Here is a 26,218-nt window from a genome sequence, read left to right as displayed (position 1 = left end):
CCCGCTGTCGGAAGACACGAACATCGCCCAAGCCGGCAGGGCACGGGGCCGCATCGCTTACGGCTGGGTCCGCAAGGGACCGGGCAAGGGCTGAGTTTTCTCCAACTCGCGTGGATCCCAGCGCATTCATGAAGTCAGTTACGACGTCAACCATCGTGTACCGAGTAGGCCGACAGCGTGCGCTGTGGCGTACTGGTTACCCTCCCGCGAACCTCTCGCAATCTCCATGGATTAGGGCATCCAGCATGAATCCCACCATGACCGCGTTCTGGTCAGGACCCGCAACGAGGCCCGCACCATCGGGAAACATGCCCGTGAGGTCACTCCGACGATCATGAATCTCACGGAGATGGACGGTCCTGCCGGGTGAGGCAGACGAAAATGCCTACGAGGACGATGGCTGTCGTAATGGCTGGCGCGACCAGGGAGTTTGCGGGATACAGGATCCAGGCCCATGGCGCGGGGCCCCCTCCGCTTCTCCAGCCGGCCGCCGCGCGCACAAGGGGCACGATGGCGACGGAGACGGCCGCGATGCGGTGGCCGAGGAAGGGAAACAGCAGCAGCGCCAGGCCGACGTATCCGGCGATGTTGCGCCCCAGTACCAAGGCGATGCTGCCAGCCCCCAGGGCATAGCAGAGGGCTGCCATCCCCGCCCCGGTGGCGGCGACCGCCGAGCCGAGTGCGGCGTCCCACCTCCGCACGGGCCGACAGGCGACGCTTTCGACGCGTAGGTCGCCGCGTCCCATGCCGTGGAGCAGCATCACCGCCGGCAGCAGCGTGATGAGGTGGCCGACGAGGAAGTGTCCGGACTGGCCGGTCAGGACGGGCACGGGGAGTTCGGTGTTGCCCATGAGGAGTCCCACCGCATTGGTCACGACGACGGACACGGCCAGTGCGGGAACAGCGCGGGCCTTCAGCCACCAGTTCATCCGTGGCTCCCGTCGATGCCCAACTGGGGGCGTTCGTTGCATGATCGCATGGCGCGGGTGTTGCGCTCGTACCAGGCGAGCTGGGCCTGTCGGGACTCTTTGAGGACGTGCTGGGCCAGGGCCAGTTCTGGCGGTGCGACCCGGTTCGTGAGAGTGCGGGGCGCGGCGCCGGCGGTCAGGGAAAGCCACGCTCCGACGGGGCCGTAGGCGTCAGCGGCCGGGTAGGGCTCTCCGTTGTCCGCACAGGCGGGAGATTGCGGAAGCAGCCCTGCCGCCACGCCTGTGGGCACACCGGCGGCACTGATGCCGGGCCCGATGGCGAGTTTGGTCTCCTCGGAGCCTGGCCGGTCGGCCATGGTCAGGGTGGCGGGCACCGCGACACCGGCCCGGCGGAGCCTCTCGACCGCCTTTCGTGACTCGGCGCGGACCATCCCGGCTCGGTCGTCCATCTCGGGCCACAGGCAGATACGGAGCCGACCGTGATCGCACGCCAGGTCGCTCGTCGCGCGAGAGGTCACCGGGTCAGCGCCCATGCCGTGGGCGGAGGCGGCACCGCCCGCGAACCCTGCGGCGAGCAGCGCGGCCGCGGCGACGATGGCGGGGACGGCCTTCCGGTACTGGATGAGCACGGCGGCGGACAGACAGACCCCGGTACCGAATGCTCCCGCGCTCACCAGCGCCCATACGTCCAGACTCTGTTCGAGCACACAGCAGTCCTGGAGTCCTCCGCCCACGAGGTGCCGGATCCACACGATGCTCCAGGAGACCGGGTAGGCGTTGGCGACGAAGCTGGCGATCAGCGTGACCGGCACCGCGACGATCGGAGCCCACAGTCGGCCCATGACGAAGCCGACCAGAGTGTTGGCAGCGAGAAGCACCGCTTCGACCGCGAGGATGCCTGGGTTCGGCATGCCGAAGCCGACGTCGGCGGCGGCCGCGGAGACCACCAGGGCCACAGCCATGCCGACCACGCCCATCACGAACACCGGCAGCAGGAGGGGGAAGGCTATGGCCAGAGGCGATCGGACCGCGTTCTGGTCGGAGATGCGCGCGCGCCTGAGCCGGCTTCCCTCCCAGGCTCCGGCTCCGGCACACGCGGGGCCCACGAAGGACAGGGCAAGGGCCGCGGTGCCGGTGGCGGAGAGCCAGTAGTGGGGCGTAACCCACTCGGACAAGTTGTCGCTGAGAGCGATGACGATGAAGCCGGCCAGAAACGGCAGGAGGCGGGTGCCGGACGAGACGCGGACGATGGTACGGAGCAGCACGGTCAGATCTCCTCGCCTACGAGCTGGGTGTAGGCGGCTTCCGCGCGTTCGCGGGGGCCCTGGGCGCTGTCGGCCATGGCGTGGAATTCGGCGGTGGTGCCGTGGAAGCGCACCGTGCCCCGGTCCAGGACCACCACGTGCTGGTAGAGGTCGGCCAGGTCTTCGGTCTGGTGGGTGGAGACGAGGATGTGGACGTCGTCGGCGAGCTGCTTGAGTAAGGACCGGAAGACCTTGCGCTGGGTGGGGTCCAGGCCCGCGGTCGGCTCGTCCATGAGGATGAGCTCGCTGTGGTGGGTGAGGGCTCCGGCGATGCCCATCCGGCGCAGTTGGCCGCCGGAGACCTGGTGGCTGCGGCGGTCGGCGAGCTTGTCCAGGCCGACGCGGCCGAGCGTGACGGCCGATGCCTTCCAGGCATCCGTGCGGTTCATGCCCTTGAGCCAGCCGGCGTAGGCGACTTGCTCCCGCACGGTCAGCCCCGGCACGGGCGTGATGTGCTGCGGCAGCCAGGCCACTGCCTTCCGGTACGCCGTCACATCCCTGCGGGCGGTGGGGCTGCGCCCCTTCCAGGTGACAGCGCCGTCCAGGGGCTTGAGCTGGGAAGCGGCCAGCGCCATCAGCGTGGACTTCCCCGCCCCGTTCGGGCCGAGCAGCACCGTAGCCGGACTGCTGACGCGAAGGTCGAAGCCATCGAGCACGGTCGTCTTCCGGTTGTACCGGAAGGAGACACCACGGAATTCCAAGGCCATGAGCCGCACAATCCGCCGCCAGGGGGGACCCCGAGGAGGCTGTAGTGAGGAGCCGGAGGTGCCCCGGCACAGACAGAGTTCGCCTGAGCCGGGGCCCTTGTCATCGTCGGGCAGCAGGTCACGGTTCTTCCACAGCTTCAGATTTGGCCTTCTTGAACCCATCGGCCCCGTCGGTGTGACAGCCACTGAGCGTCACCGAGGTGCTGACACCGTCGGTGTTGTTGTCATTCCAGCGGGATGACTCGTTGCCGGGGTGCCAGCCGGTGAAGTACGTGGTGCGGCTGCCCTCGGCGTGGGCCGGGACCGCGCCGGCGAATCCCAGCAGTAAGGCCCCAGCGACGAGACCAACGGCTCTCTGGTGCATGTGCATTCTCATCTCCCGCGCCCTGCGCATGACATACGACGCCATGCAGGCATGACGGAGGAAGCACCTTTCGCTTTCCCCCGGTGCAGCGCTGTCGTGCTCGCGATCGCCGCACGTATCTCCACATGACCGATTCGCGGCGATGATCATGTTAGATAACGACTAAAAGCGTGCGAGTGTCGCACCATCTTTCGCATTGTTCGAATGCATTCGTAAGCGACTGCACCGCTCCCCCAGGGAGGTGGATGCCGAATCAACCCAGGTCGACACCAGATTGCACATGGGCGAGTCACAACCCAAGACCATCCAGAGGCTCGGCCGCTCTTCGCAGGGCTCACGTGGGCCCTTGCAGCAACAATGGCCGAAAACTCACAGTCATCGCATAATTACAGCCCAGAACCAGACGGCACCGCACACAAAACCATCAGCCCAGTGGCCGCCGACTACGACCCGGGCCGGACCCGGCAAGGCCCAGGCGGCTTTCCAAGTCGGGCCCGCACCAGCTCACCTACAGCTCGCCCCCGCGAGCCCTCGCCTCCGCGTCACAACCGGATGCACCCCCGGCGTCCAGCTGGAACATGACACACCCGGCAGGAAACAAAGTGGCCGATTAACCGGCGAAAATGACCGAATTTTATAGCCCGAAATTTAATGGCAAATTCAACAACTAGTTTCAGGCCACTCGGCACCAGCGGTGAAGACCATGGACTGGGCAGGTCGCGAGGCGGGCCGGTCCTGAACGCGATCGGGGTGCCCCGGCCTGGTGTCGGCCGGCCGACAAGCCGCCCGCTGCGGGGGCGAGGCGATAAGGCGTACTCTTCACGCGCGAATCGCGCCTACCTGCCCAGACGTGGCATCAGGTGCACGATTCCTGAGCCGGTCGATCAGGTCCGCAACCGCAGGCGCCGCGGCCATGGCGGTGGCCGTCCGCTCGTCTTCGACCGCGAGGACTACAAGGCCCGGCACCCGGTCGAATGCGGGATCAGCCGTCTCAAGCAGCACCGGGCCGTGGCGCCCCGGTTCGACAAACTTGCGGTTCGGTTCGAGGCGACGGTTCAGGTCGCGGCGATTCATCAGTGGCTGTGAACCCTCAGTCTGCCGTCGTGGGGATGCCCCGGCAGGAAAGGACGGGCCTGCGGTCATTACGGGGGAAGGGCGCGTTTCCTGGCATTGGCGCGGGGCGGTGTGTATGGGGTTGCACCTTCCGTAGCGGCATGTGGTCAGGTGGACTTACGTCCCGGTCCCTTGAGGAAAGGTCCCTGTTCATGCATTCGTCGTTCATGCCACCCCGCCAGGTCAAGATCGGTGACGCGGCGGCCTTCGTCGGCAGCACGCCGCGGGCGATTCGCCACTACCACGAGATCGGTCTGCTCCCCGAGCCTGAGCGGGGCGGCGATGACCGCCGCCGCTACGGGTACGAGGACATGATCCGCCTGCTGTGGATTCGCAAGATGGCCGACGCCGGGATCGCCCTGGACGACATCCGTGACGCCTTTACCACCGGCACGGCTTCCGCCGGTGCGGACAGCGGAGACGGTATCGCGGGCATCCTGGAGGGGTTGGAGGAAACCCTCGCCGAGCAGGAGGCGGAATTGCGGCGGCAGCGGACCGCCGTGCAGCGGATGCGCACCGAAGGCACCCGGATGGGCCTGCTCTCCGACTTCGTCACCGACCGCCTCAAGAACCTGCCCGAGGGCTCCCTGCGTCAGGCGGACCTGGACAGTCTGCTGGTCACTGAGCGGATCTTCGGCCCGCTCGGCGCGGCCGTCCAGGCCACCCGCTTCGTCGTTCTGGCCACGCATCCCACTCTGCGGGAGGACTCCGACCGCATCGATGACGCCGAGGAGGCACTCGATGACAGCGTCGCCGTCGATGATCCGCGGGTGGCTCAGGTGGCCGTCGAGCGGCACGCCTTCGAAAGCGCCCTGCATGCCGTCATCGAGGAGTCCGGCCTGGGTAAGGACGACGATGACCTCTTCGACGCCTGGGACACTTTGCACCCTGCTACCGCCGATGACGGCGAGGAGGAGGCCGACCTCAGCTCTGGCAGGCGGGAGGCTGACTCCATGAGCGCGTTCGAAGCCATCGGCAAGATGCCCTACGACTTCTCCCCAGCCCGCCTGCGCTGTATGGAACTGGCCGAAGAACTCTCCGTCCAAGACTCACCCGGTACCCAAAACACGGCCTAGTCCTGTTCGTGCCTGCGACCGGCGCTGACGACGGTCCTGACCCGCTGCAAAGCATCGAGATCCTTGAGCGGGTCACCGTCGACAAGGACGAGATCGGCCCGGAAACCCGGGGCGACACGTCCTGTCACCCCGCCGAGCCCAAGCGCCTCGGCGGCCCGGCGGGTCGCCATGTCGAGGACGGTGCGGTTCGGGATACCCAGGTGTGCGTAGAAGGTCAGCGCGCCGGGCATGCCGTCGAAGCCCGTGCGCTGGACCCCGGCATCGGTGCCGACGATCACGCGTGCCCCGGCCTCGGCCATCTGCCGCACCTGGTCGAACATCACGTTCGCGCGCTCCTCGCCGAAGACCTTGGGCAGCATGCGCCAATGGGGGCTCACGGTCACACTGACCGCGATATCGCGGTCGATGATGCGCTGGAGAACATCACGGCGGAGGTCGAACCCGGTCTCGGTCATCCAGGTGCAGTGTTCGAGGGTATCGACCCCGGCGTCGACGGCTTCGGTGATCGCGTCCGCTCCGTGGGCGTGCGCGGCGACCGGCAGCCCGGCGGAGTGCGCCTCATCGACCAGGGCGTGGAGTTCCTCGCTGGAGAACTGACTCTGCCAGCTTCGCGGGCCGTCCTTGGTGAGCCCTCCCCCGCTGGTCATGACCTTGATGACGGCGGCGCCGGCGGCCACATTACGCCGGACCAGGTCGCGGGCCTCGGTCTCGCCCGAGACCTCACCGCCGAGGAAGTGGCAGTGACCACCCGGCGGGGTCGCCGGAGTACCGGCCGCGAGGATGCGCGGGCCGGGCAGGCTGCCCTTCTCGATCTCTCGGGCAACGCGGAAGACGAGTCCATTGCGGTCTCCCAGGTCGCGTGCCGTCGTCACGCCGGTGTGCAGCAGCTGCTCGGCGCGCTGCCGCATCCGGCCGAGAAGCTCCTCGTCGGTGGCGCGCAGGACAGCGACAGGATCAGGGCTGCCGTCAAAGATCAGGTGCACGTGGGCGTCAACGAGGCCGGGCATGACCGTGCCGGAGAAGGAGATGTGCTCGGCATCCGATGACGCCTGTCGAATGACCTCTTCCCTGGGACCTACGGCGGTGATCGTCTCGCCATCGGTGAGGACGGCGCCGTCCTCCAGGTAGGTGTCCGTGTCCACCAGGACTCGGTCTGCGGTGATGAGCATCATCTGATTCTCCTCGGTAGTAACGCCGTTGCGTGCCCCGAGCCCGGTGTGCATCACGCGGGTCGTCGCAGGAGGGCTTCAGGATGTTGTACGAACGGCGGGGTAGGTGATGCCCACGACGAACAACAGGATCGCCACCCCCAGGCAGAGCGCGACAACGGCCATCAACTGGTGTGGCACCGCACCAGCGGGGTGGTCCAGGCCGTGCGGTCGGCCTCATGCCCCGGCCATCAGACGGCCTGGGCCGCCACGGCCGAGGACGCCAGTCGGCGCTCGGCAATCTGCTGGGCCGCCCGCAGCGGGGTGGTGCCAGTCGAGAGCGCCAGGTCAAGGATGCGGGTCACGGTGTCGCCGATGTCCTCCACCCGCTTCTGCGCGGCCTCGTGGCTGTAGCCTTCCGACTCCCGGCTCAGGGCGTAGGCGATACCCCCGGCACTGGCGACATAGTCGGGCACCCAGACAATGCCCCGCTCCGCGAGGACATCGGCCACACGCTCCTCGGTGAGCTGGTTGTTCGCCGGGCCGACGACCAGGCGCGCGGTGATCTGCCGGACGGTCACGTCATTGAGTACACCGCCGACGGCAGCCGGGACCAGCATGTCGGCCGGCGCGGACAGAGCCTGACCGGGCTCGACCCATCCGTAACCGCTCGCCAGGGCCGCCTCCTTACGGGAGGCTTCCAGGTCCGACACGACGACATGTGCGCCCTCAGCGGCCAGGCCGGCGGCAATACCGCTGCCCACCGACCCGAAGCCGCTGATCACCACGGTCCGTCCGGTGCAGGAGGCATCGCCGAATACCTGCCTCGCACCGGCGCGCAGGGCCGCCAGGACGCCGGTGGCGGTCGGGCCTCCGGAATTGCCGGTACCGCCGTGCTCCTCGGGCGCGCAGTACGCGTACGGCGAGAAACGCCGCAGGACCACCATGTCCTCGGGGCCGGTGCCGACGTCGGGGCCGGTGCGGTAGGAACCCTGGAAGGAGGCGATCAGCTCGCCCAGATCCTCCAGCGCGGCCTCACGCAACTGTGGGGTGAGTGCGGTGTCGTTGTCGAGGGCGATCACGCTCTTGCCGCCGCCGAAGTCCAGACCGGCCACCGCGGCCTTGTAGGTCATCGCCTCCGACAGGCGCAGCGCGTCGGCCAGTCCATGCTGCCAGGTGTCGTAGCGGCGCAGTCGGCAGCCGCCGACCGCCGGGCCCAGGGCCCGGGAGTGGACTGCCACGATCAGCGGCAGCCCAGAACGGCGTCCACGTCGAATGATCACGTCTTCATGTGCAAGTGCTTGGCTCATGCCCCCGAAGCTAGGCTGATGCACGGAACGGCTGACGTGACGCCGAAGCAAATTCGGTGTCGCGATCCAGGAGGCAGTCATGGATGAACTTGATTCGGCGATCGTGCACCATCTGCAGGCCGATGGTCGGCAGTCCAACCGGGCCCTCGCCGAGAAGCTCGGTATCGCCCCCTCTACCTGCCTCGAACGCACCAGGTTGCTGCACAAACGCGGCATCATCGAGGGCTACCGGGCCCAAGTCTCCCTGCGGGCACTCAACCGCGCCGTGCAAGCGATGGTCTTCACCCAGGTCCGGCCTCTGCGCCGGGATGTCGTCGCCGCCTTCGAGCGGTCGGTGACCCAGCTACCAGAGGTGGTCTCCGTCTACACGATGGCCGGCAGCGACGACTTCCTCGTCCACGTCACGGCCCCGGACATCGACCACCTGCACGCTTTCCTCCTGGACCAGTTCACCAACCGCCGGGAGATCGTCAGCTTCCGCACCTCGATCATCTACCAGCACCTCACCAACCCAGTGCTCGACCCACTACCCACGGATACAGAGCACCTGTGACGCCACGCGTTCACCGGACAGGCCGCTGTTCCGGCGCCCGCCTGCGCCTCAACACGTAGAACTTGACAGGGAATCCGCCGGATGGGTGCCCGCGAGACAGCGACCCTGTCTCCACGAGCCTTCAGCGTCGTGGTGGCCCTTTCAGTCCGCGCGCGGGCCTGCTGGTGAACAGGCCGGACTGCGCGACGTCGAGCGCCCGAAGGTGCGGCGGTAGGCGGTGGGGGTGGTGCCCAGCGCGCGCCGGAAGTGCAGCCGCAGATTGGCTGCCGTGCCCAGTCCGCAGTCCCGCGCCACCCGATCCATCGGGTGGTCCGTGGTTTCCAGCAGTTCCCGCGCCCTGCTGAGGCGGGCGTTGAGCAACCACTGCAACGGGGTCGTGCCCGTCTCCTCGGTGAACCGGCGCATGAAGGTGCGCTGCGAGAGACCCGCGTGCCGGGCGAGCACGCGCAGCGTGAGCGGCTCGCCGAGGTGGTGCAGGGCCCATCCCCGGGTACCGGACAGCGACGCCTCACCGGCCACCGCGACCGGAGCCGGCACGTACTGGGCCTGCCCACCGTCCCGGTGGGGGGCGGCCACCAGACCGCGGGCGATCTGGTTGGCCACCACCGCCCCCAGATCGCGGCGCACGAGGTGCAGGCACAGATCGATGCCGCAGCACACCCCGGCCGACGTGAGCACGTCGCCCTCGTCGACGTAGAGCACGTCGCGGTCGACCTCGACGGCCGGGAATCCCCGCTCGAACTCGTCGATGTGCTTCCAGTGGGTCGTGGCGTGCAGCCCGTCCAGCACACCCGCCGCGGCCAGTGCGAAGGCGCCCGTACAGATCGACACCACACGTGTGCCTCGGTCGCGGGCCTCGGCCAGCGTGCCGAGCACGGCGTCCGGCGGCCGGAGGATCGGTTCGAATCCCGGCACGACCACGGTGTCGGCGGTGCGCACCTGCTCCAGCTCCCCGTCGGCGACCAGGGCGAAACCCGCGCTGGTGACCACCTTCGCGTCCAGCGCGCACAGGGTCATCTCGTAAGGGGTTTCCGGCCGGGTGGTGAAGATCTGCGTCGGGATCGCCAGGTCGAGCGGGGTGACCCCGTCCAGCGCCAGGACCGCGACTCGATGCACTGTCATGGCAAGATTCTATCGAGGTAAGGAAATTTTGCCTCTCGCCAGGTCAGGGCGGTCGCGGCCAAGCTGAGGACATGACCGGACCTACCCGCGAGGCGACCGCCGACCTGATCACGCTGCCCGGCACACCGCTTGCCGACGCCGTCGTGAACTTCATCCGACCGGTGGAAACACCGTCCGTCTTCAACCACAGCCTCCGCAGCTATCTGTTCGCCCGGCTGGTGGCCGGCCGCCTCGGCCTGGCCGTCGGCCACGACTACCACGACGACCTGTTGTTCGCCGCGTGCGCGATGCACGACCTCGGCGTGGCGTCGGACGGCCCGCACAGTCAGCGGTTCGAGGTCGAAGGCGCCGACCGGGCCGCCGCGTTCCTCATCGAACGCGGAGTGCCCGCGGCCGACGCAGACCGGGTCTGGCAGGCCATCGCCCTGCACACCTCGCCGGGTATCGCGGAACGCCACGGCACGCTGTGCGTGCTCGTCCGCGAAGGCGTCGCCCTCGACTTCGGCGGCCCACTGGGTGCCAACCACGTCGACACCGTCACCGATGAGCAGGCCGATGCCGTGCACGCCGCCTATCCACGGCTGGACATGATCCGCTCACTCACCGACGCGATCGTCGCGCAGGCCGCGAAGAACCCGACGAATGCGCCCCGGTACGCGATTCCCGGCGAATTCCTCCGCGAACGCGAAACGTTCGGCCGGACCCGGCTGGAGCACGCCTGCCGTTCGTCCCGCTGGGGCAACTGACTCCGCGGACTCCACGCCTTACGTCAACAAAGAAAAGGAAGCACCGCCATGACCGTCCACACCGTCGAGGTCCCTGAGGACAACGCAGTCTTCGGGCAAACCACCAGCGCCTTCGCGGGCTTCGGCTATTCCGCCGCGGTCCGCGCGCACGACCTCCTGTTCATCGCGGGAACGATCGGTCGCCGAGCCGACGGAACCATCCCGGACACCGTCGAGGAGCAGACCGAGATCGCCATCCGGAAGATCGAAGAGATCCTTCGACTGGAGAACCTCGACCTGTCCGCCCTCGTCGACGTCACCAGCTACCACGTCGACATCCGCCAGCACCTGCCCGGCTTCATCGAGGCCAAACAGCGCCTCGTCAACGCGCCCTACCCGACCTGGACGATCATCGGGGTCAGCGGCCTCGCCAGCCCGGGACTCCTCGTCGAAATCCGCGCGACCGCCGCGTACCCCGACTCATCCCGGTAGCCGCCGCTCGTGGGCCCGCTCCCGGGCCCACGAGCCCGTCGGCGACTGACGTGAGGTCGTCATGAAGACCACTCGGCGTCCCGGCTTGCCCGGCCTCGTGTTGCTGACCTCGATGGTCGTCAGGCGACTCTTCCCGTGTGGCGCCCGGTCAGCGATCACCTAGGCTGGCGCGGTGACTGATGAGCAGGAGCGGGTGCAGCCGTCGGGAGTGTGGGCCACGGCGGTGGGGGTGGCCAGAGTGCGGGCGTTGGAGACCGAGCGGGAGAACGCGCTGTTCCGCGACCCACTGGCACAGGCCTTCGCCACCGCCGGCGGCATGTGGCCCTCCTCGCCGCCGCTGCCCGGTGACGAGGCCGCGCGACGCCGCCGGCTGGCCGTGTCGTTCTCCATCGTCATCAGGACGAAGTTCCTCGACGACCTGTTGCAGCAGGCCTCCGCGTCCGGGGTCCGGCAGGTCGTGCTGCTCGGCGCCGGCATGGACAGCCGGGCCTTCCGGATGGACTGGCCCGAGGGCACCCGGCTGTTCGAGGTCGACACCGCCGCGCCACTCGACTTCAAGGCTTCGGTGCTGCGCCAGGAGCGGGCCGTCGCACGCTGCGAGCGGATCACCGTCGCGGTGGATCTGCGTGAGGACTGGCCAGGCGCACTGGCCGCCGCAGGGCACGACCCGACGGTGCCGACCGCGTGGATCGCCGAAGGACTACTGATCTATCTGCCCGAGGACGCGGTGGAGCTACTGCTGGCCCGGATCGGCACGCAGTCGGCGGCAGGCAGTCGGATGGGGCTGACATTGGGCTCGCGCGGCGTGATCGACCGCTTCGGCGCGGACGCCGCGCCGGGATCGGCGGCGTCCATGTGGGTCTCGGAGATGCCCGACGACCCGGTGGGCTGGCTGGACGGCCACGGCTGGGAGGCCGACTGCCACACCCTGCGCGAGCGCGCTGCCGCCTACGGGCGCCCGATCAGCACCCCGCCGCAGCGCGAGGAGCGGCCCGGCGGACTGATCTCGGCGGTCCGCCGGTAGCGCGCCTCCCGGTTCCCTAGATGATCGATTCCAAGGGGGCCTGATGAGTGGGGCCAGGTTCACGCGCGGCCGGCCAGTCATGGCTCAAGCGCCAGATGTTCGGCCGCGCGGGATTCGAGCTCCTGCGCAAACGAGTCCTGTTGGCGTAACCGAGCGTCACGCGGCCACACGGAGTGGACCAGCGCCCGCAGTCACGCACGGAACCAACCTGCCGAAGTCCTTGGCGGGAAGGCATCCGACGAGGGCGGGCGGCCGGCCGCTCGTCATGCACAGCCCTGGGTAAGAGGGGGGTCCTGTGGTTCGGAGGGGGCGAGGAGGTAGGAGTGGAGCTGCCCGAGCAGTTCGGCGATGCCTTCCCGGTCGGCGCGGTAGCGGACCAGTTTGCCGCTGCGTGTCGACTGGAGCAGGCCACCGCGCCGGAGGACCGCGAGGTGCTCGGAGGTGGTCGACGGGCCGAGTCCGGCGCGCTCGGCGACCTCGCCGACGGTCAGCTCCTCGCCATCGAGGAAGTGCGCGAAGAGCCTCTGCCGGGTTCCGCTGGTCAGCGCCTTGAGGAAGACCTGGAGGTCGTCGCCGGGCACGGCGGCCCCGGGGCGTATCCCCTGTGCCGCACCGGAGCCCGCCCGCTCGGACACCTGGTCGCCGGGCGCCGGTGGGAGCTCGTCCGGGCCCCGGTACGGGCGGGGGACGCGGAGGGGGCGGTGGAGGTCGAACTCGGTCGGAGGGATGTCCAGGGCTGAGCAAGCCTCGCGGACGACGTCCCGCTCGCTGTCGTCGAAGTAACCGTCGGCGCAGCCGATGACGATGCCGATCTGGATGACGGCCCGGGCCTCGGCGGGCCTCCTCTTCGCCTTGCCGATCTCCCGCATGGCGCTCGCCATCCCGAGGGCGAAGTCCGTGGTGAGCTCGTCGAGATGGTCCTCGAAGCGGTGGTGCAGCTCGTCCGGGGGAAGTTCTGGAGCACGTCGTTGGTGGCGATGAGCTGGGCGACGCGCTGCCGCTCGGACAGATCGATCGTGCCGTCCGCCGCGGCCACCAGGGCGCACATCGCCATGCTCGCGTCCCTGAATGCCCCGCTCCGCAAGTCGTTCTTCTTCGCCGTGAGCTGAGCCTGCATCGTCTGGACCGAGTCCTTGAGGCGGTCCCACAGCGTCATCTGCATCTCCTTCTCAGTAATACCTCCATTGTGAGGAGAAAACAGAATCTACAGGTTTGTAGAGTCCCTTCGCGCACTGTCGCGGCACCCTCGCCTCCCCTGGCTTCAAATGATCGGTTGCGGCGCACCCACGCTTATCCCTCACCCCGGGTCCGGTGGGCATCGCCAAGGACTACGGCGTCAATGTTTGAGGCCCTCCAGCCGCTGACGTGATACCGCGGTGCAGTCACCGACCGCGGAACAGTCTGACGGGGCGAGCACGGTTCACGGGGCCAGTAGGGACGATGGCCCGGCTGTCGCTGCCGGATGCGGACAGCCGGACAAGCACGGTGGCGTGGGAGCCCTGCTCCATGGGACTGCCGGAACGAAGGTCGAGTAACTGGGCCGCGCCCGCGCCCACTTGCTCGCCGTCGGGTCGCTTGTGTACCGGACGCGGCTCAGAAGCCGATGTCGGCCTGTCGGTAGGTGGGCGGTCGGCGGACGCGGCCGGCCCGCTCGTAGGCGTAGGCGAGACGGAGCAGGTTCGGCTCGCTCCACGCCGTACCCATGAATGTCAGGCCGACCGGCAGTCCGAACGCGAAGCCGGCCGGGACGCTGATCGCGGGGTATCCGGCGAGTGCGGCGGGCGTCGACGCACCGCCGCCGTAGCTGTCCCCGCGGATCAGGTCGATTTTGGCCGGCGGTCCGGTGGTCGGCATCACGAGTGCGTCCAGGCGGAATCGGCGCAGCACCGCATCGATGCCTTCGGCGCGCGAGAGCCGGTGGTTGGTGGCCAGCGCCTGACGGTACTCGCGTTCGGTGAAGTCCATTTGGTGCACCGCCTCCAGCCCGTCCTGCCGCACATAGCGAAGCTCGCGGTCGGCGTGCGCACGGTTGAACGCGATCAGCTCCGCCAGGCTGCGCGGATGGTCGCCGGGGGCACCGGCCAGGTAGGCGTTCAGCGCACGCTTGATTTCATATGCCTGGACGACCATCGAACTTGGCAGGTCTTCAAGCTGCTCGGCCGTCGGGATGTCGGCCGGGTCGACCACCGTCGCCCCGGCCTCGCGCAACGTGGCGATCGCCCGCTCCGCGATCTCGTCGGCGTGGTGGCTGTAGCCGAAGTACACCGCTCGCGGTACGCCGATGCGCGCCCCACGCAGCCCGTCGGCGTCCAGGAAACGGGTGTAGTCGCGATGGAAGCGGCCGCGACTCGCCTCGGTCGCCGGATCGCGGTCGTCGGTCCCGACCAGGGCGCCGAGCAGGATCGCCGCGTCGCGGACCGTGCGCGCGATCGGGCCGACGCTGTCCTGGCTCGGCACACCGGGGATCACGCCGCCGCGCCCGACCAGTCCGACGGTCGGCTTCACTCCGACGACGCAGTTCGCCGAGGCCGGGTCGATGATCGAACCGTTGGTCTCCGTTCCGATTCCGGCCACGCACAGGCTTGCCGCGGTGGCAACCGCGGTACCGGAGCTGGACTCACTCGGTGACCGGTCCAGCTTGTACGGGTTCCGGGTCTGCCCACCGCGGGCGCTCCAGCCGGCGTGGTGGGTGAGCGACATCCCGCCGGCCCACTCGCTCAGGTTGGTCTTGCCGAGGATGACGGCACCGGCCGCGCGCAGCCTGGCGGCGACCGTGGCGTCCTTTGCCGGCCGCAGGCCCCGCAGGGCGAGTGATCCGGCCGTCGTGTGCATCCGGTCCGCGGTCTCCACCAAGTCCTTGAGCAGGATGGGCATGCCGTGCAACGGCCTGCCGAGATCACCCTCCGCGTCCACCCGCCGGGCCTCGCGCAGCGCGTCGGGATTGATCTCGATCACCGCGTGCAGGAGCGGGTCGATGCGTTCGATGCGGTCCAGGTAGTAGCGGGTGAGCCGTTCGGCGTCGAGCTGTCCGTCGTTCATCCGCCGGCGAAGCTCGGTGATGCCCAGCTCTTCCAGCCCTGTGGTCGCGGCGCCTCCTGTTGATGTGGCGCTTCCTGGGGTGGCGGCGCGGGCTTGGACGGAGGCTCCGCCAATCCATGGTGTGGCTGCTGCGGCGGTGCCGAGCGCAAGCGCTGTGCGGCGTGAGGTGTTCATCCGGTCCATTCGGTGCGACTCCTGCGGCGAGGCGTTGGATTCACAGGCACGCTAGAGGCGTAGCCGAAGATTCTCCCTCCGGCTGTCCCCCGGCTCTGCTGTGGAAGCGGCCCCCCGCCGCACCGGGGGTCAGCCGGAACGTCCAGTGCCGCGACGCCCAGCAGTCCTCGCGTCGGCCAGGACGGTTTCGCCTCTCACGGACGCCTGGGCGGCAGCAATGCGCAAGTACTCCAGCTTTTCCTCGTCCGAAGTGCCGGGCTCTGCCGTATAGGTAACGATCCTCACATCGTGGTCAGGCACCTTCATTACATCGTTGTCGAGGCTTATCTCGCCCACCAGAGGATGCCGCAGGCGTTTGTGGCCGCCCAGGCGGGAGCCGAGTGCTGGAGTGCTCCACAGGGCCCGGAACTCTTCGCTGTTACTCATGACCTCGTCAATCAGAGCTCTGAAGTCCTCATCATGAGGATATGCTCCGTGCGTTATCCGAAGGTCTACGACGAGAGCAGCTTTGAATTCCGCGGTGCTCTGCTCGACGGGAAAGTGCGGATGGTCCGTGTCCGACGGCTCGTTGAACACCGCGCGTACCAGGTTTCGTTCTTCCGACGAGCGACGGGACGGGTCACCCAGCAAGGCCGCCCACATGGATGTCCATGTCAGCAGGGTCCATGAGGCGGAGAACACTCCCACCGGAATGTTCCCCCAGCGGCTGACGAGCCGTTGTACACCAGGCGGCATCAGATGCGGGATTTTGGGGGGCGTCGGCGGAAGAAGCCCGGCCACCAGGTGCAGATGGCAGGTTTCATCCGTACTCAGTCGCAGCGCGCGGGCGAGTGAGGCCACGACATCGCGCGATGGGCGCTGAGACCGGCCCTGTTCAAGACGGAGAAGGTAATCCGTGGATATTCCCGCCAGATGGGCAAGCTCTTCGCGGCGCAAGCCGGCGGTGCGCCGCCGGCGGGTGGCCGGCAGTCCAACGTCTTCAGTCGTAATTCGGGCACGCCATGCACGCAGCGTGTTACCCAGCGAGTTCTCTGGACGACTCATGATCCCATTGTTACCGACCCTGCGGTCGGTAACATGGTACTGCCGTTCCTGGGATAAGTTGGGCGGGCGCCTTAGTCGTGGTGACCGAGATGGGCCGTCAGAAGATTCGCATCCCCGCCTGTGGTGAGCGCCCCGCTGGCGACGTAGACCGTGTCGCCGTCGACCGCCACGGATGTGGTGTTCTGCAGACCATCGCTCTCATCGAGGACGGTACGGTCGGCTTCGCCCGGAGTGATGAGAACCAGCTTGCTCGGGACGTTGAGTGCGGCCAGCAGCTGATCACCACGGCCGGTAAAGGCGAAATCATCGACGCTGTCGAGTCCGGATGCCGTGATCTGATGCGGACCAGCGGTTCCCTTGTCGGTCAGCGGTATCCGAAGGATTGTTCCTCGATCGATATTGGAGACCCACACAGCTCCGTTGTGCACCTTCACGCCGTTGGCGCCGAAGAAGTGAGTCGGGGCGAGATCCTCTCCCACGGCCCAGAGCTTGGCAGTTCCGCCGTGCGATCCGACCTGCCACACTCTGCCCTGTGTGGAGTCGGTGATGTAGAAGTTCCCCGTACGGTCGTCCCTGGCAAGTCCGTTGAGAAAGCTCGCCGCCGGCAGAGCGGCGACGCGCTCCGGTTTGCCTCCCGGACGCAGTTTCCATAGACCGGTGAGGTTTTCGTCCCCTGCCGAATACAGGAAGTAGAGGGTTCCATCTGGCGTTCGTTCGATCCCCGTCACCGCGGCGAACCCGGTGCCAGGGGTGTTCACGCCCCCATCCGCGGGGAGAGGCATGGTCGCCAATACCTCGACACGTCCGCCAAGCGTGACGTGAGCCACCTGCCGCGACAGGATGAGGCCGACATCGGCTGACCCGTTCGGCCGCACGATGACGCTCTCCGCCACCTGCCCGGCTGGACGGTCGAAGTGAGCGACGATCCGCGGGTGCGAGAGGGGCGGCGCGGCCGCCTCGGCTGTTGACGAGACCGCGGTCAGTCCGATCACGGCGCCGGCAGTGGTCACCGCCAGGCGGAAGACAAGGTGTTTCGGCATGATCGCCTCCGAAGGTGATGCGCTTCATAACAGGCGGGCCACTGCGGCAAGCAGGAGGGAAGGGGAACAACGGATGTTCCGCCAGATCTCCCGGCAACCGCGAAGTGGCCTGCGGGAAGAAGCATCAGCGCACCCGCGTGGCTCAACCAGTACCCGGCTTATCCCTGGAACCGCGGGACCATGCTGGCTGACCGGCCGGAGAACCATCGGCGCCATCCTGGACCGCGTCGGCAGCGAGGCATCGATCTCCATGGGGTTCGACCTGCTGGGCCCCGAAGGCGCACTGGCAGCCGTCGCGAGGCCGACCTCGGCAAACACAACGTCACCGAAGTCAGGCTCGACGACATCAACGAGAATCTGGAAGCCTTGGGGCGCGGTGACATCGTCGGACGCCAGGTCATCGTCTTCGAAGGAACGGCGTGACCTTGTCCGCAACGGCTCCGACGATCATGGCGCGTACGCTCGTACGCATGGTTGAGCATCGCATGGTCGAGACGAACGGGATTCGGCTGCACATCGCCGAGGAAGGCGAAGGCCCCCTGGTCGTGCTCCTGCACGGCTTCCCTGAATCATGGCACTCCTGGCACCACCAGTTCGGTCCCCTGGTCGAGGCGGGCTTCCGAGTGGTCGCCCCGGACCAGCGTGGATACGGGCGCAGCGACCATCCCGACGACGTCGACGCGTACAGCATCCTCCACCTGGTCGGCGACGTCGTCGGTCTGATCCGGGCACTGGGCGAGGACGAGGCGTACGTCGTCGGGCACGACTGGGGCGCGCCGGTCGCCTGGAACACCGCGCTGCTACGGCCGGACATGGTGCTCGGGGTGGCCGGTCTGAGCGTGCCACCACCGTTCCGCGGCGCGCAGCCTCCGCTGGTCGCCATGGAGAAAAGGTTCGGTGGCCGTTTCTACTGGAACTACTTCAACCGCCCCGGTGTCGCCGACGCCGAGTTCGCGAGGGACACCCGCACCACGTTGCGGAAAATCTTCTACTCGATTTCCGGCGACGCTCCCGACGCGGTCAACCAGCCGCTCGTCGACCCCGAGCGGGGCTGGCTCGCGACCATGACGGACCCCGACGTACTGCCGGAGTGGTTCACCGAGGACGACCTCGACACGCTCACCGAGAGCTTCTCCAAGGGCTTCACCGGAGCTCTCAACTGGTACCGCAACCTCGACCGCAACTGGGAACTGACCGCGCCCTGGCACGGCGCCGTCGTCACCCCGCCCGCCCTGTACATCTACGGCGACCGCGACCCCGTTCCCGCTTTCCCCGGCGCGCCCGAACTCATCGCGAGCCTGCCCGATCTGATGCCCAACCTGCGACGCGAGCCCCTCGAACTGGCGGGCTGCGGACACTGGACCCAGCAGGAACGCCCGGCAGAGGTGAACGCCGCGCTCATCGAATTCCTCACGGCCCGCTCCTGAGCCCGGCCCGCCGAGTCACCGAACCTGATATCCGGGCGCGCCCGGTCCTCAGGCGGGGCGCTTGGCCATGACGACCACGCTCGGCCCGGTGTGCTCAGCCGCGGGGAGCCGAAGTTCGGCGACCGGGTGCAGGCCGGCCTGCTCGATCAGGTCCACGAGTTGTTCCGGCCGCCATTTGTGTGTCGTCCAGCGAACGGGCACACCTCCGTACATCTCGGTGCGCACCACGTCCTCGTCGCCGACGTGTGTCCCGGTGATGAAGTGTCCGCCTGGCTTCAGGGCGCGCGCGAACAGGGCGAGGACCTGGGGAAGGACGTCGCGAGGAAGGGTGAACAGCGACCACCACCCGAGTACGCCGCCGAGGGACGCCTCCCCAAGGTCGAGGTCGGTGACAGAGGCGACGCTGAAGCGGCATTGCGGGTGAAGACGGCGCGCGTTTTCGATCATGCGGGGTGAGAGATCGACTCCGGACACGTCGAGTCCGCGTTCGGCGAGGTAGGCGGTCACCATCCCGGGTCCGCAGCCGACGTCGAGGACAGGCCCGAGCTCGCCCACGGTGTCGGCGAAGACATCGATTGACGCCTTGAGCCAGGGATGGCGCCGGATGTCGCCGACTCCCGTCGTCACCACCATATGGGCGTAGTTGTCGGCCACCCGGTCATAGGACTCACGGACCACGTCGAGATCGGCCGGGCGGTCTATACGGTGTGCGCGCATCGGCCAACGATAGGACGACGGTCACCTCAAGGGCGCGGGAACGCGTCGATGATCATGGCGGCGTCCTCCGTCGTGACCGCCTCCGCGATCACCTGGGCTTCTTCTCGGCCTCGCTGCTCGCGCGAGGTGTCCCAGCAGGTGCGTATCAGGTGTCCGGGCCGCCCGAGGGCGAACGTCGGCCCCGCGCTCGCGGAAGGCGCACGGGGCCGCCGGTCCGACGTCAGCCCTTGCGGGTCTTGACCTCTTCGGTCAGCTGCGGGACGACCTCGAAGAGGTCACCGACCACGCCGTAATCGACCAGATCGAAGATCGGAGCCTCCGCGTCCTTGTTGACCGCCACGATCGTCTTCGACGTCTGCATACCGGCCCGGTGCTGAATCGCACCCGAGATACCCGCCGCCACATACAACTGCGGCGAAACCGTCTTACCCGTCTGACCGACCTGATTGGTATGCGGATACCAGCCCGCGTCCACCGCCGCACGCGAAGCACCCACCGCCGCACCCAGCGAGTCGGCCAGCGCCTCCACGACGGGGAAGTTCTCCGCACCCCCCACACCACGGCCACCGGAAACCACGATCGCCGCCTCGGTCAACTCCGGACGCCCCGTCGACTCACGCGGCGTACGCGACACCACCCTCGTCCCCGTCGCCTGCTCCGAGAACGACACCGACAACGCCTCGACCACACCCGCGGCCGGAGCAGCCTCCACAGCCGCCGAATTCGGCTTCACCGTGATCACCGGCGTGCCCTTGGACACCCGGGACCTGGTCGTGAAGGCGGCGGCGAACACCGACTGCGTGGCCACCGGACCCTCCCCACCCGCCTCCACATCCACCGCATCGGTGATGATGCCCGACCCGATACGGACCGCGAGCCGCGCCGCGATCTCCTTGCCCTCCGCGGAGGACGGGAACAGCACCGCGGCCGGGGACACCGCCTCATACGCCGCCTGGAGCGCGTCCACCTTCGGCACCACAAGGTAGTCGGCGAACTCGGGCGCGTCAGCGGTCAGCACCTTCACGGCGCCATGCTCGGCAAGGGCGGACGCCGTGTTCTCCGCACCCGCACCCAGGGCGACGGCGACGGGCTCACCGACGCGGCGGGCCAAGGTCAGCAGCTCCAGAGTGGGCTTGCGGACGGCACCGTCCACGTGATCGACATAGACAAGGACTTCAGCCATGGGAATCGCTCTCCTGCGACATGCGAAATGCGAAAGAAATGGGGGCGAGGGAAGGGCTCAGATGAACTTCTGACCCGCCAGGAACTCGGCGAGCTGCTTGCCGCCCTCGCCCTCGTCCTTGACGATCGTGCCCGCGGTACGGGCCGGACGCTCCGTGGCACCGTCCACCGCGGTCCAGGCACCCTCGAGACCGACCTCGTCCGACTCGATCTCCAGGTCCTCCAGGTCCCAGGACTCCACCGGCTTCTTCTTCGCCGCCATGATGCCCTTGAACGACGGGTAACGCGCCTCACCCGACTGGTCCGTCACCGACACCACCGCCGGAAGCCGCGCCTCCAGCAACTCCGTCGCGGTGTCACCATCACGGCGCCCCTTGACCGTGCCGTCCTCGACCGACACCTCCGACAGCAACGACACCTGCGGCACACCCAGCCGCTCCGCCAGCATCGCCGGAAGCACACCCATCGTGCCGTCCGTGGACGCCATACCACAGACCACCAGGTCATAACCGGTCTTCTCAACGGCCCTGGCCAGCACCAGCGAGGTACCCAGCGCATCGGTACCGTGCAGACCGTCGTCCTCGACATGCACGGCCTTGTCCGCACCCATCGACAACGCCTTGCGCAACGCGTCCCTGGCATCCTCCGGACCGACGGTCAGCACAGTGATCTCGGCGTCGTCAGCCTCATCGGCGATCTGGAGCGCCTGCTCGACCGCATACTCGTCCAGCTCCGAGAGCAGGCCGTCCACATCGTCACGATCGACGGTCAGATCCTCGGCGAAGTGCCGATCGCCGGTGGCATCGGGCACATACTTCACACAGACAACGATCCTCAAGCTCACGCCGGCTCTCCTTACTGTTCGTGGATGTCCGCGCTGCCCCACCGGAGCACCTGAACGAGAGTATGGCACTCAGTACCCTCAGTAAAGGTACTCAGTGTCGCTTTCGCCGGGCGCTGATGCTACGTTCCCTTCATGGCGGACGTACGCGACGAAGGCGGGGCGACCGCGGCGGTGAGCGGGCCCGGGCCGTCCGGCAAAGCACCCATGCGCGAGGTGCTCATCGAGGCCGCGTTCCAGCTCTTCGTGGAGCATGGCTTCGAGCGGACCACGGTGGACGACATCGTGGCGCGGGCCGGAGTGGGGCGCCGGTCGTTCTTCCGCTACTTCCCGTCCAAGGAAGACGTCGTCTTCCCCGACCATGAGCGCTGCCTGACCGAGATGAGCGCCTTCCTCGCGACGAGCACCGACGGCGAACCGCTCGACGTGATCTGTGACGCGGCCCGCCTCGTCATGCGGATGTACACCGCGAACCCGGAGTTCTCCGTGCAGCGCTATCGGCTCACCCGCGAGGTGCCCAGCCTGCGCGGCTACGAGGTGTCCGTGATGCACCGCTACGAGCGCACCCTGGCCCACTACCTCCGGCAACGCTATGCGGGAGACCCGAACGGAGCGCTGCGGGCCGAAGTGCAGGCCGCGGCCATCGTCGCCGCGCACAACAACGGGCTGCGGACCTGGCTGCGAAGCGGCGGGCACGGCGATGGCGCGAAGGCGGTGGATCAGTCGCTGGCGTTCGTCCGGCAGACGTGGGGCAGTGCCCGCGAATCCGCGGAGAGCGGCGCCACCCCCGCGCCGGAGAGCGAGGAGGACGATGTGGTCGTCATCGTCGCGCCTCGGAAGGCTCCCCTGTGGCGCGTGGTGCAGAAGATCGAGAAGACGTTGGGGGACGGCTAGCCACCGGCGTGGCACTCAGCGCCTTGAGAGGGTACTCAGTGCCATACCGTGACCATGTCCCGGGTTCATGAGGGCGGCGCCGCCGACCCGCCCGGTGCCGCCCGCGTGTACCGATGCACCCCGTCGGCGAATGCCACCGTCGCCCGCCCCCGCAGCACCAGGACATCCAGGTGCGCGGCCGTCTCATTGATCGCGAGCATCTGGTTGAAGGCGCTCAACTCCGCGAACGGCACGGCCCGGCGCGTCCAGGCGAGCTCACGCGCCACCGCGTGGGCGTCGAGTGTGTTCTCGCCCAGCGCCGCCAGGCTTCCGGCCAGCCGTTCGTCGTGGTGGGCGAGCAGTTCGGCGACCCGGGTGTGGGTGCTCTCGGCCACCGGCCCGTGTGCGGGCAGCAGGCGGGCGTCGGCGTAGCGGGTCATCAGCCGCAGCGAGTCCAGGTAGTCGGCAAGCGGACGGCCGCCGGGCTCGGCCAGCTCGAAGCCGATGGACGGGGTGATATGCGGCAGGACGTGGTCCCCGGAGAACACCAGCCCCCGCTCTTCGTCCAGGAAGACCACATGGCCCTTGGTGTGTCCGGGGGTGGGGACGACCCGCAGCTCGCGCTCGCCGAAGCGCAGGGTTTCCGCGCCGAGCCAGCGATCGGGGGCCTCCCACACACTCGGGTCGTAGCCGCCGTGCTCCATCGCCTCGATGTGGTCGGCGAGGTCCCCGGCTCCCGCCGCGCGCAGGGTTCGCAGCGCGCCCACGGGCTGGTCGCTGCGCAGCCGGTCGAGCATCTCCAGGCCCGGCCGTTCCCCCGCGCCGAGATAGACGCGCGAGCCCAGCAGCCGACGCAGTTCCACCGCCTGTGTGTAGTGGTCGCGGTGGATGTGGGTGACCAGGATGTGGCTGATGTCGCCGGGGTCGCGGTCGATGGCGGCCAGGGCGTCCTCGAGCACCTTGCGCGCCTCGGGGATCGCCCAGCCACCGTCGATCATGACGATGCCGTCGTCGGCCAGATCCTCCAGGAGATAGACGTTGACGGCACGCAGCCCGTCGCCCGGAAGTGGCAGCGGCACGCGGTGCACCCCGGGCTGTACGGTCTGGATGCCGGCCTCCGCCCAGGGAGTCTGGTCGAACCGTGGCGTCATGATCCTCCTTCGCGGGTGTGCAGCCTGATGGCCAGGTCCCGGGCTCCGCCCCGGTCGAGCTTGCCGACCTTCGTCTGGGGCAGCTCCTCGACGTCGTAGACGTACTCGGGCCACTTGGTCTTGGACAGACCGACGCTCTCGAGATGGCCGGTCACCTCGTCCAGCTCGACGCCGCCGCCGTCCTCGGCGACGACGAGCAGCGCCACGCGTTCGCCGAGGACATCGTCGGGGACCGGCGCGACACAGGCTCTGGCCACGCGCGGATGGCTGGCGACCGCGCGCTCAATCTCGGTGATGTCGATGTTGCGGCCACCGCGGATGATGATGTCCTTCTCGCGGCCCATGATGGTGAGGGTGCCGTCCTCGTGGATCATCAGCAGGTCTCCGGTGGGCAGGTAGCCGTCCTCCGTCAGCGCCGGTGGATCGGTCCTGCCCTCGCGGGCGTACCCGAGGAAGAGGGAAGGGCCGCGGACCTGCGCCCGGCCGGTCACTCCCGGGCCGGCCGCCTGACCGTCCGCGGTGAGCGCGCGCACGTCCGTCCCCGGGAAGGGGCGGCCGTCCCTGCCGAGCCGGAGTTCCTCGGGGTCGTCGGGGCTCGGCGAGGTGTGGCCCAGGCACTCGGACATGCCGAAGACGCGGAGGATCTTGGTGCCCAGGGACCGTTCGGCCCGGGCCAGGGCTCCGCGGTCCATGGGCCCGCCGCCGACGGTGATCGACCGGACGCCCCGGAGGACGCCGGAGCCGGCCGCTTCGGTGCCCATCTGCAGCGCCATGGTCGGTACGCACATGGTCCAGCGGACACCGGCCTCGGCCATCCGCCGCAGGGCGACCGCCCGGTCCCACTTCCCGGTCAGGACGAGCGGTCCGCGCAGCACGAGGGAGAGATAGACCCCGAAGCAGTACGCGGCCGTGGACGACAGCGGCACGATCGCGGCGATGGCGTCGCCCGGCGACAGGCCGTTGACGTTGATGGTGCTCGTGGCGGCGTAGCGCAGGGCCTGCTCGGACTGGACGACGCCTTTGGGGCGCCCGGTCGATCCGGAGGTCAGGCCGATGAGGGCGCCGCCGGACCACCGCGACACCTCGCGCTTGTCGGGTGCGGACCGGCAGGTCCAGCCGTCGAGCACCGTCCGCGCCGGGTCCGGCAGCCGGGTGGGCACCGCCCACTCGTCCATCGCCGAGGGCTCGGCGACGACGGCGTCCGGGCGGATGTCCTCCCATGCGGCGGTGAACTCGGCGGGTGTGGTGTGCCGATTGACCACCGCGAGGACCCCGCCCCGCAGTCCTACGGCGAGGGTGGCGGCGACGGTGCGCCATGAGTTGTCCGCCTGGACCAGGACGGTGCCGACCGAGCCGTCGGGCTCGCCCGCGGACAGCGCTCCGGCCAGCCGTAGGGCCTCGTCGAGCAGTTGCCGGGCCGTATGGTTGCCGGTGTCGTCGATCACGGCGATGAAGTCGGCTTCTTCCGCCTTCTGCTGGAACTCCCGCACTACCTGTCGCATCCTGCCCCTCGTTGCGCTGTGCCGAACTCCGTTTGCCGAACTCTGTGGGGCTTGCCCTGCCGCTGGACCGGGCCGGGCGGCCCGGCATCCTCAGGCGGCGAACATCTCCGCCTCGTGCCCCATGACCGCGATCCGGCGGCCCTTCATGTCGCCGACCTGGGCGACGGCCTCGGCCCACTCGGGGCTCGCGAGGGCCTTCTTCAGGTCCTCCGGGGAGTCGAAGCCGAGCACGGAGATCCCGTCCCAGCCCTCGGAACGCGGCTCCAGAGCGGTGTCGATGTCGGTGTGGCGCCAGGCGCGCAGCCCGGGCAGGCGGTAGGTCAGCTCCGCGTGGTCGCCGCGCCACCAGGTGATGAACTGTTCATGCGTCCACTCCGGGGGCCGGGCTGCCAGCAGGACGAGGTTGTACATGACGGGTGCTCCGCACGGGGTTGAGGGGATGGGGGTGGTGAGCGGGTCCGACACCGGTCAGGTGAAGCGGATCTCGGATGAGCGCCCGATCAGCAGGCGCCGCAGTCGGCCTTCGCCGTTCACCTGACCGGCGGCGACGAAGCTGGCCTCGGGGACGCCCGCACGTCGTACCTCGCCCAGGAAGAGCTCCTCCTGGCCGAGCGTGGTCGCCGAGAGCAGATGGTGGGTGCGGGTGCCCTTCTCACGCTGTTCGAGGTAGCCCACCAGGGCGGCGCGGTCCCCGGCGAAGTCGGTGGCGTTGCCGTCGCCGGTGGAGAACAGGATGGACAGCGAGAAGTCGTCGCTGATCAGGTCGAGGATCCGGGACGGCTCGTCACCGTCCAGTATCTCGAACCACGCGGTGAGGAAGGGGGCCGCGGCCGGGGTGTCCGTCATGCCCGGCTCCCGTCGTCCGCCCAGTCGACCAGTTCGAACGAGGTGGTGAAGAAGGACTGGTAGCGCGACAGGAGCCCGCCGGGCGAGATCACCGCGGCGGAGAGGAAGGAGCCGGCGTACCGCCCGCCCTCCGTCACCACCCCGTACACGGTCTCGACGTCGCCGTCCCGGCTGTGGCGCAGGATCTCATGCGACCGGTCCTTGGGGTTCCGGCCGGCGATGTACGCGGCGAAGTCCTCCTTGGATGTGCCGGTGACCTCACTGCCCGGCAGGGCGATGAGGAAGCGGAAGTCGGATTCGAGCAGGTCCAGCGTCCGTTCCGGATGGTCGCTGTCCATACTGGCCATATACGTGCGCAACGTCATGACTGCGCCCTTTCGATTGGTGGCCGAGCGCTCCCGGGGACCCGGGGCCGCCGCGGCGGGCCCCAGATCAACCTGAGTTCAGTTCAATTCAGGTTGGATGCTAATCCCGGGGAAACACGGCTGACAAGAGTCCGTACGAAACGTGAAACG

The 26,218-nt window shown here is 68.5% G+C and carries 27 protein-coding genes and 3 pseudogenes; 10 read left to right on the top strand and 20 right to left on the bottom strand.

What is annotated here, in order from left to right; all coding sequences use genetic code 11:
• Window positions 1–274: 274 nt before the first annotated feature.
• Window positions 275–355: pseudogene (locus tag CGL27_RS40975) on the top strand (cell division protein SepF); the annotation flags it as partial.
• On the opposite strand, the gene CGL27_RS40970 reads toward CGL27_RS40975, so the two are convergent.
• The 4 genes from CGL27_RS40970 to CGL27_RS40955 form a co-directional block, all read right to left on the bottom strand.
• Window positions 342–929 (bottom strand): hypothetical protein, encoded by a 588-nt coding sequence (locus CGL27_RS40970; protein ID WP_119992560.1) that lies wholly within the window; start codon window positions 927–929, stop codon window positions 342–344. The pseudogene CGL27_RS40975 and the gene CGL27_RS40970 overlap by 14 nt on opposite strands.
• Entirely contained in the window at window positions 926–2,194 is a 1,269-nt protein-coding gene (locus tag CGL27_RS40965) for a hypothetical protein (protein ID WP_119992559.1), read from the bottom strand. The genes CGL27_RS40970 and CGL27_RS40965 overlap by 4 nt, the downstream gene beginning before the upstream one ends.
• A 2-nt stretch (window positions 2,195–2,196) precedes the next feature.
• On the bottom strand, window positions 2,197–2,940 hold the full coding sequence (locus CGL27_RS40960; protein ID WP_119992558.1) for an ATP-binding cassette domain-containing protein: 744 nt from the start codon (window positions 2,938–2,940) through the stop codon (window positions 2,197–2,199).
• Window positions 2,941–3,058: 118 nt separating this feature from the next.
• A complete protein-coding gene (locus tag CGL27_RS40955; RefSeq protein WP_119992557.1) occupies window positions 3,059–3,304 on the bottom strand; it encodes a hypothetical protein in 246 nt (81 codons plus the stop codon).
• Window positions 3,305–4,036: 732 nt separating this feature from the next.
• Here CGL27_RS40955 and CGL27_RS40950 point away from each other — a divergent pair.
• Together CGL27_RS40950 and CGL27_RS40945 are read left to right on the top strand one after the other, a co-directional pair.
• Window positions 4,037–4,390 (top strand): annotated as a pseudogene (locus CGL27_RS40950) (transposase); the annotation flags it as partial.
• 179 nt (window positions 4,391–4,569) lie between these two features.
• The gene (locus CGL27_RS40945) at window positions 4,570–5,493 is read left to right on the top strand and encodes a MerR family transcriptional regulator (RefSeq protein ID WP_119992556.1); all 924 of its coding nucleotides are present in this window, start codon (window positions 4,570–4,572) and stop codon (window positions 5,491–5,493) included.
• Here the strand turns inward: CGL27_RS40945 and CGL27_RS40940 are convergent.
• Window positions 5,490–6,716 carry an amidohydrolase family protein gene (locus CGL27_RS40940; RefSeq protein ID WP_346345766.1) on the bottom strand — a complete coding sequence of 409 codons (1,227 nt, stop codon included), beginning with the start codon at window positions 6,714–6,716 and terminating at the stop codon, window positions 5,490–5,492. The two genes, CGL27_RS40945 and CGL27_RS40940, sit on opposite strands and share 4 nt — an antisense overlap.
• Before the next feature lie 176 nt (window positions 6,717–6,892).
• The gene (locus CGL27_RS40935) at window positions 6,893–7,951 is read right to left on the bottom strand and encodes a Glu/Leu/Phe/Val dehydrogenase dimerization domain-containing protein (RefSeq protein WP_119992555.1); all 1,059 of its coding nucleotides are present in this window, start codon (window positions 7,949–7,951) and stop codon (window positions 6,893–6,895) included.
• Window positions 7,952–8,030: 79 nt separating this feature from the next.
• Between CGL27_RS40935 and CGL27_RS40930 the strand changes: the two genes are divergently transcribed.
• Window positions 8,031–8,504: an Lrp/AsnC family transcriptional regulator gene (locus CGL27_RS40930; RefSeq protein ID WP_119992554.1), complete on the top strand. Its 474-nt coding sequence runs from the start codon at window positions 8,031–8,033 to the stop codon at window positions 8,502–8,504.
• A 141-nt stretch (window positions 8,505–8,645) separates the two neighbouring features.
• On the opposite strand, the gene CGL27_RS40925 is transcribed toward CGL27_RS40930, so the two are convergent.
• A complete protein-coding gene (locus CGL27_RS40925; protein ID WP_119992553.1) occupies window positions 8,646–9,626 on the bottom strand; it encodes a helix-turn-helix domain-containing protein in 981 nt (326 codons plus the stop codon).
• A gap of 71 nt (window positions 9,627–9,697) precedes the next feature.
• Between CGL27_RS40925 and CGL27_RS40920 the strand changes: the two genes are divergently transcribed.
• The 3 genes from CGL27_RS40920 to CGL27_RS40910 all read left to right on the top strand — a co-directional run bounded on the left by CGL27_RS40920 (window position 9,698) and on the right by CGL27_RS40910 (window position 11,867).
• Window positions 9,698–10,372, top strand: coding sequence for an HD domain-containing protein (locus tag CGL27_RS40920; RefSeq protein WP_078639560.1), 675 nt, complete (start codon window positions 9,698–9,700; stop codon window positions 10,370–10,372).
• Between the two features lie 48 nt (window positions 10,373–10,420).
• Window positions 10,421–10,843: a RidA family protein gene (locus CGL27_RS40915; RefSeq protein ID WP_119992552.1), complete on the top strand. Its 423-nt coding sequence runs from the start codon at window positions 10,421–10,423 to the stop codon at window positions 10,841–10,843.
• A 208-nt stretch (window positions 10,844–11,051) separates the two neighbouring features.
• Window positions 11,052–11,867 carry a class I SAM-dependent methyltransferase gene (locus tag CGL27_RS40910; protein WP_162953363.1) on the top strand — a complete coding sequence of 272 codons (816 nt, stop codon included), beginning with the start codon at window positions 11,052–11,054 and terminating at the stop codon, window positions 11,865–11,867.
• Between the two features lie 263 nt (window positions 11,868–12,130).
• Here the strand turns inward: CGL27_RS40910 and CGL27_RS52570 are convergent, their stop codons facing one another.
• From CGL27_RS52570 to CGL27_RS40890, 5 genes and pseudogenes are all read right to left on the bottom strand, one after another.
• Window positions 12,131–12,448: a metalloregulator ArsR/SmtB family transcription factor gene (locus CGL27_RS52570; protein WP_162953362.1), complete on the bottom strand. Its 318-nt coding sequence runs from the start codon at window positions 12,446–12,448 to the stop codon at window positions 12,131–12,133.
• A gap of 123 nt (window positions 12,449–12,571) precedes the next feature.
• Window positions 12,572–13,023, bottom strand: a pseudogene (locus CGL27_RS52565) (tellurite resistance TerB family protein); the annotation flags it as partial.
• Between the two features lie 437 nt (window positions 13,024–13,460).
• Window positions 13,461–15,080: an amidase gene (locus tag CGL27_RS40900; RefSeq protein ID WP_162953361.1), complete on the bottom strand. Its 1,620-nt coding sequence runs from the start codon at window positions 15,078–15,080 to the stop codon at window positions 13,461–13,463.
• A 129-nt stretch (window positions 15,081–15,209) separates the two neighbouring features.
• A complete protein-coding gene (locus CGL27_RS40895; protein WP_119992549.1) occupies window positions 15,210–16,124 on the bottom strand; it encodes a helix-turn-helix transcriptional regulator in 915 nt (304 codons plus the stop codon).
• Window positions 16,125–16,195: 71 nt separating this feature from the next.
• Window positions 16,196–17,164 carry a hypothetical protein gene (locus CGL27_RS40890; RefSeq protein ID WP_119992548.1) on the bottom strand — a complete coding sequence of 323 codons (969 nt, stop codon included), beginning with the start codon at window positions 17,162–17,164 and terminating at the stop codon, window positions 16,196–16,198.
• A gap of 180 nt (window positions 17,165–17,344) precedes the next feature.
• Between CGL27_RS40890 and CGL27_RS40885 the strand changes: the two genes are divergently transcribed.
• The gene (locus tag CGL27_RS40885; protein WP_205587834.1) at window positions 17,345–17,587 is read left to right on the top strand and encodes a hypothetical protein; all 243 of its coding nucleotides are present in this window, start codon (window positions 17,345–17,347) and stop codon (window positions 17,585–17,587) included.
• A gap of 47 nt (window positions 17,588–17,634) precedes the next feature.
• Window positions 17,635–18,591: an alpha/beta hydrolase gene (locus CGL27_RS40880; RefSeq protein ID WP_119994794.1), complete on the top strand. Its 957-nt coding sequence runs from the start codon at window positions 17,635–17,637 to the stop codon at window positions 18,589–18,591.
• A gap of 48 nt (window positions 18,592–18,639) precedes the next feature.
• On the opposite strand, the gene CGL27_RS40875 is transcribed toward CGL27_RS40880, so the two are convergent.
• From CGL27_RS40875 to CGL27_RS40865, 3 genes are all read right to left on the bottom strand, one after another.
• Entirely contained in the window at window positions 18,640–19,308 is a 669-nt protein-coding gene (locus CGL27_RS40875; protein WP_119992547.1) for a class I SAM-dependent methyltransferase, read from the bottom strand.
• Between the two features lie 220 nt (window positions 19,309–19,528).
• Window positions 19,529–20,491: an electron transfer flavoprotein subunit alpha/FixB family protein gene (locus CGL27_RS40870; protein ID WP_119992546.1), complete on the bottom strand. Its 963-nt coding sequence runs from the start codon at window positions 20,489–20,491 to the stop codon at window positions 19,529–19,531.
• Window positions 20,492–20,548: 57 nt separating this feature from the next.
• Window positions 20,549–21,334, bottom strand: coding sequence for an electron transfer flavoprotein subunit beta/FixA family protein (locus CGL27_RS40865; protein WP_119992545.1), 786 nt, complete (start codon window positions 21,332–21,334; stop codon window positions 20,549–20,551).
• Between the two features lie 132 nt (window positions 21,335–21,466).
• On the opposite strand from CGL27_RS40865, the gene CGL27_RS40860 reads away from it, so the two are divergent.
• Window positions 21,467–22,225: a TetR family transcriptional regulator gene (locus tag CGL27_RS40860; protein WP_205587833.1), complete on the top strand. Its 759-nt coding sequence runs from the start codon at window positions 21,467–21,469 to the stop codon at window positions 22,223–22,225.
• 65 nt (window positions 22,226–22,290) lie between these two features.
• Here the strand turns inward: CGL27_RS40860 and CGL27_RS40855 are convergent, their stop codons facing one another.
• The 5 genes from CGL27_RS40855 to CGL27_RS40835 all read right to left on the bottom strand — a co-directional run bounded on the left by CGL27_RS40855 (window position 22,291) and on the right by CGL27_RS40835 (window position 26,068).
• Window positions 22,291–23,355, bottom strand: coding sequence for an MBL fold metallo-hydrolase (locus tag CGL27_RS40855; protein WP_119992544.1), 1,065 nt, complete (start codon window positions 23,353–23,355; stop codon window positions 22,291–22,293).
• Window positions 23,352–24,857: a class I adenylate-forming enzyme family protein gene (locus tag CGL27_RS40850; RefSeq protein WP_119992543.1), complete on the bottom strand. Its 1,506-nt coding sequence runs from the start codon at window positions 24,855–24,857 to the stop codon at window positions 23,352–23,354. The genes CGL27_RS40855 and CGL27_RS40850 overlap by 4 nt, the downstream gene beginning before the upstream one ends.
• Before the next feature lie 90 nt (window positions 24,858–24,947).
• Window positions 24,948–25,268 carry an EthD domain-containing protein gene (locus tag CGL27_RS40845; protein ID WP_078639573.1) on the bottom strand — a complete coding sequence of 107 codons (321 nt, stop codon included), beginning with the start codon at window positions 25,266–25,268 and terminating at the stop codon, window positions 24,948–24,950.
• A gap of 57 nt (window positions 25,269–25,325) precedes the next feature.
• The gene (locus CGL27_RS40840) at window positions 25,326–25,703 is read right to left on the bottom strand and encodes a hypothetical protein (RefSeq protein ID WP_014056523.1); all 378 of its coding nucleotides are present in this window, start codon (window positions 25,701–25,703) and stop codon (window positions 25,326–25,328) included.
• Window positions 25,700–26,068, bottom strand: a complete 369-nt coding sequence (locus CGL27_RS40835; protein ID WP_119992542.1) for a nuclear transport factor 2 family protein — start codon at window positions 26,066–26,068, stop codon at window positions 25,700–25,702. The genes CGL27_RS40840 and CGL27_RS40835 overlap by 4 nt, the downstream gene beginning before the upstream one ends.
• Window positions 26,069–26,218 lie beyond the last annotated feature (150 nt).

This window comes from Streptomyces sp. 11-1-2 (genome assembly GCF_003595545.1).
GTDB classification, from domain to species: domain Bacteria; phylum Actinomycetota; class Actinomycetes; order Streptomycetales; family Streptomycetaceae; genus Streptomyces; species Streptomyces hygroscopicus_B.
Note: the sequence above shows the minus strand (reverse complement) of the source record. Positions and strands in the feature narration are given on the sequence as shown.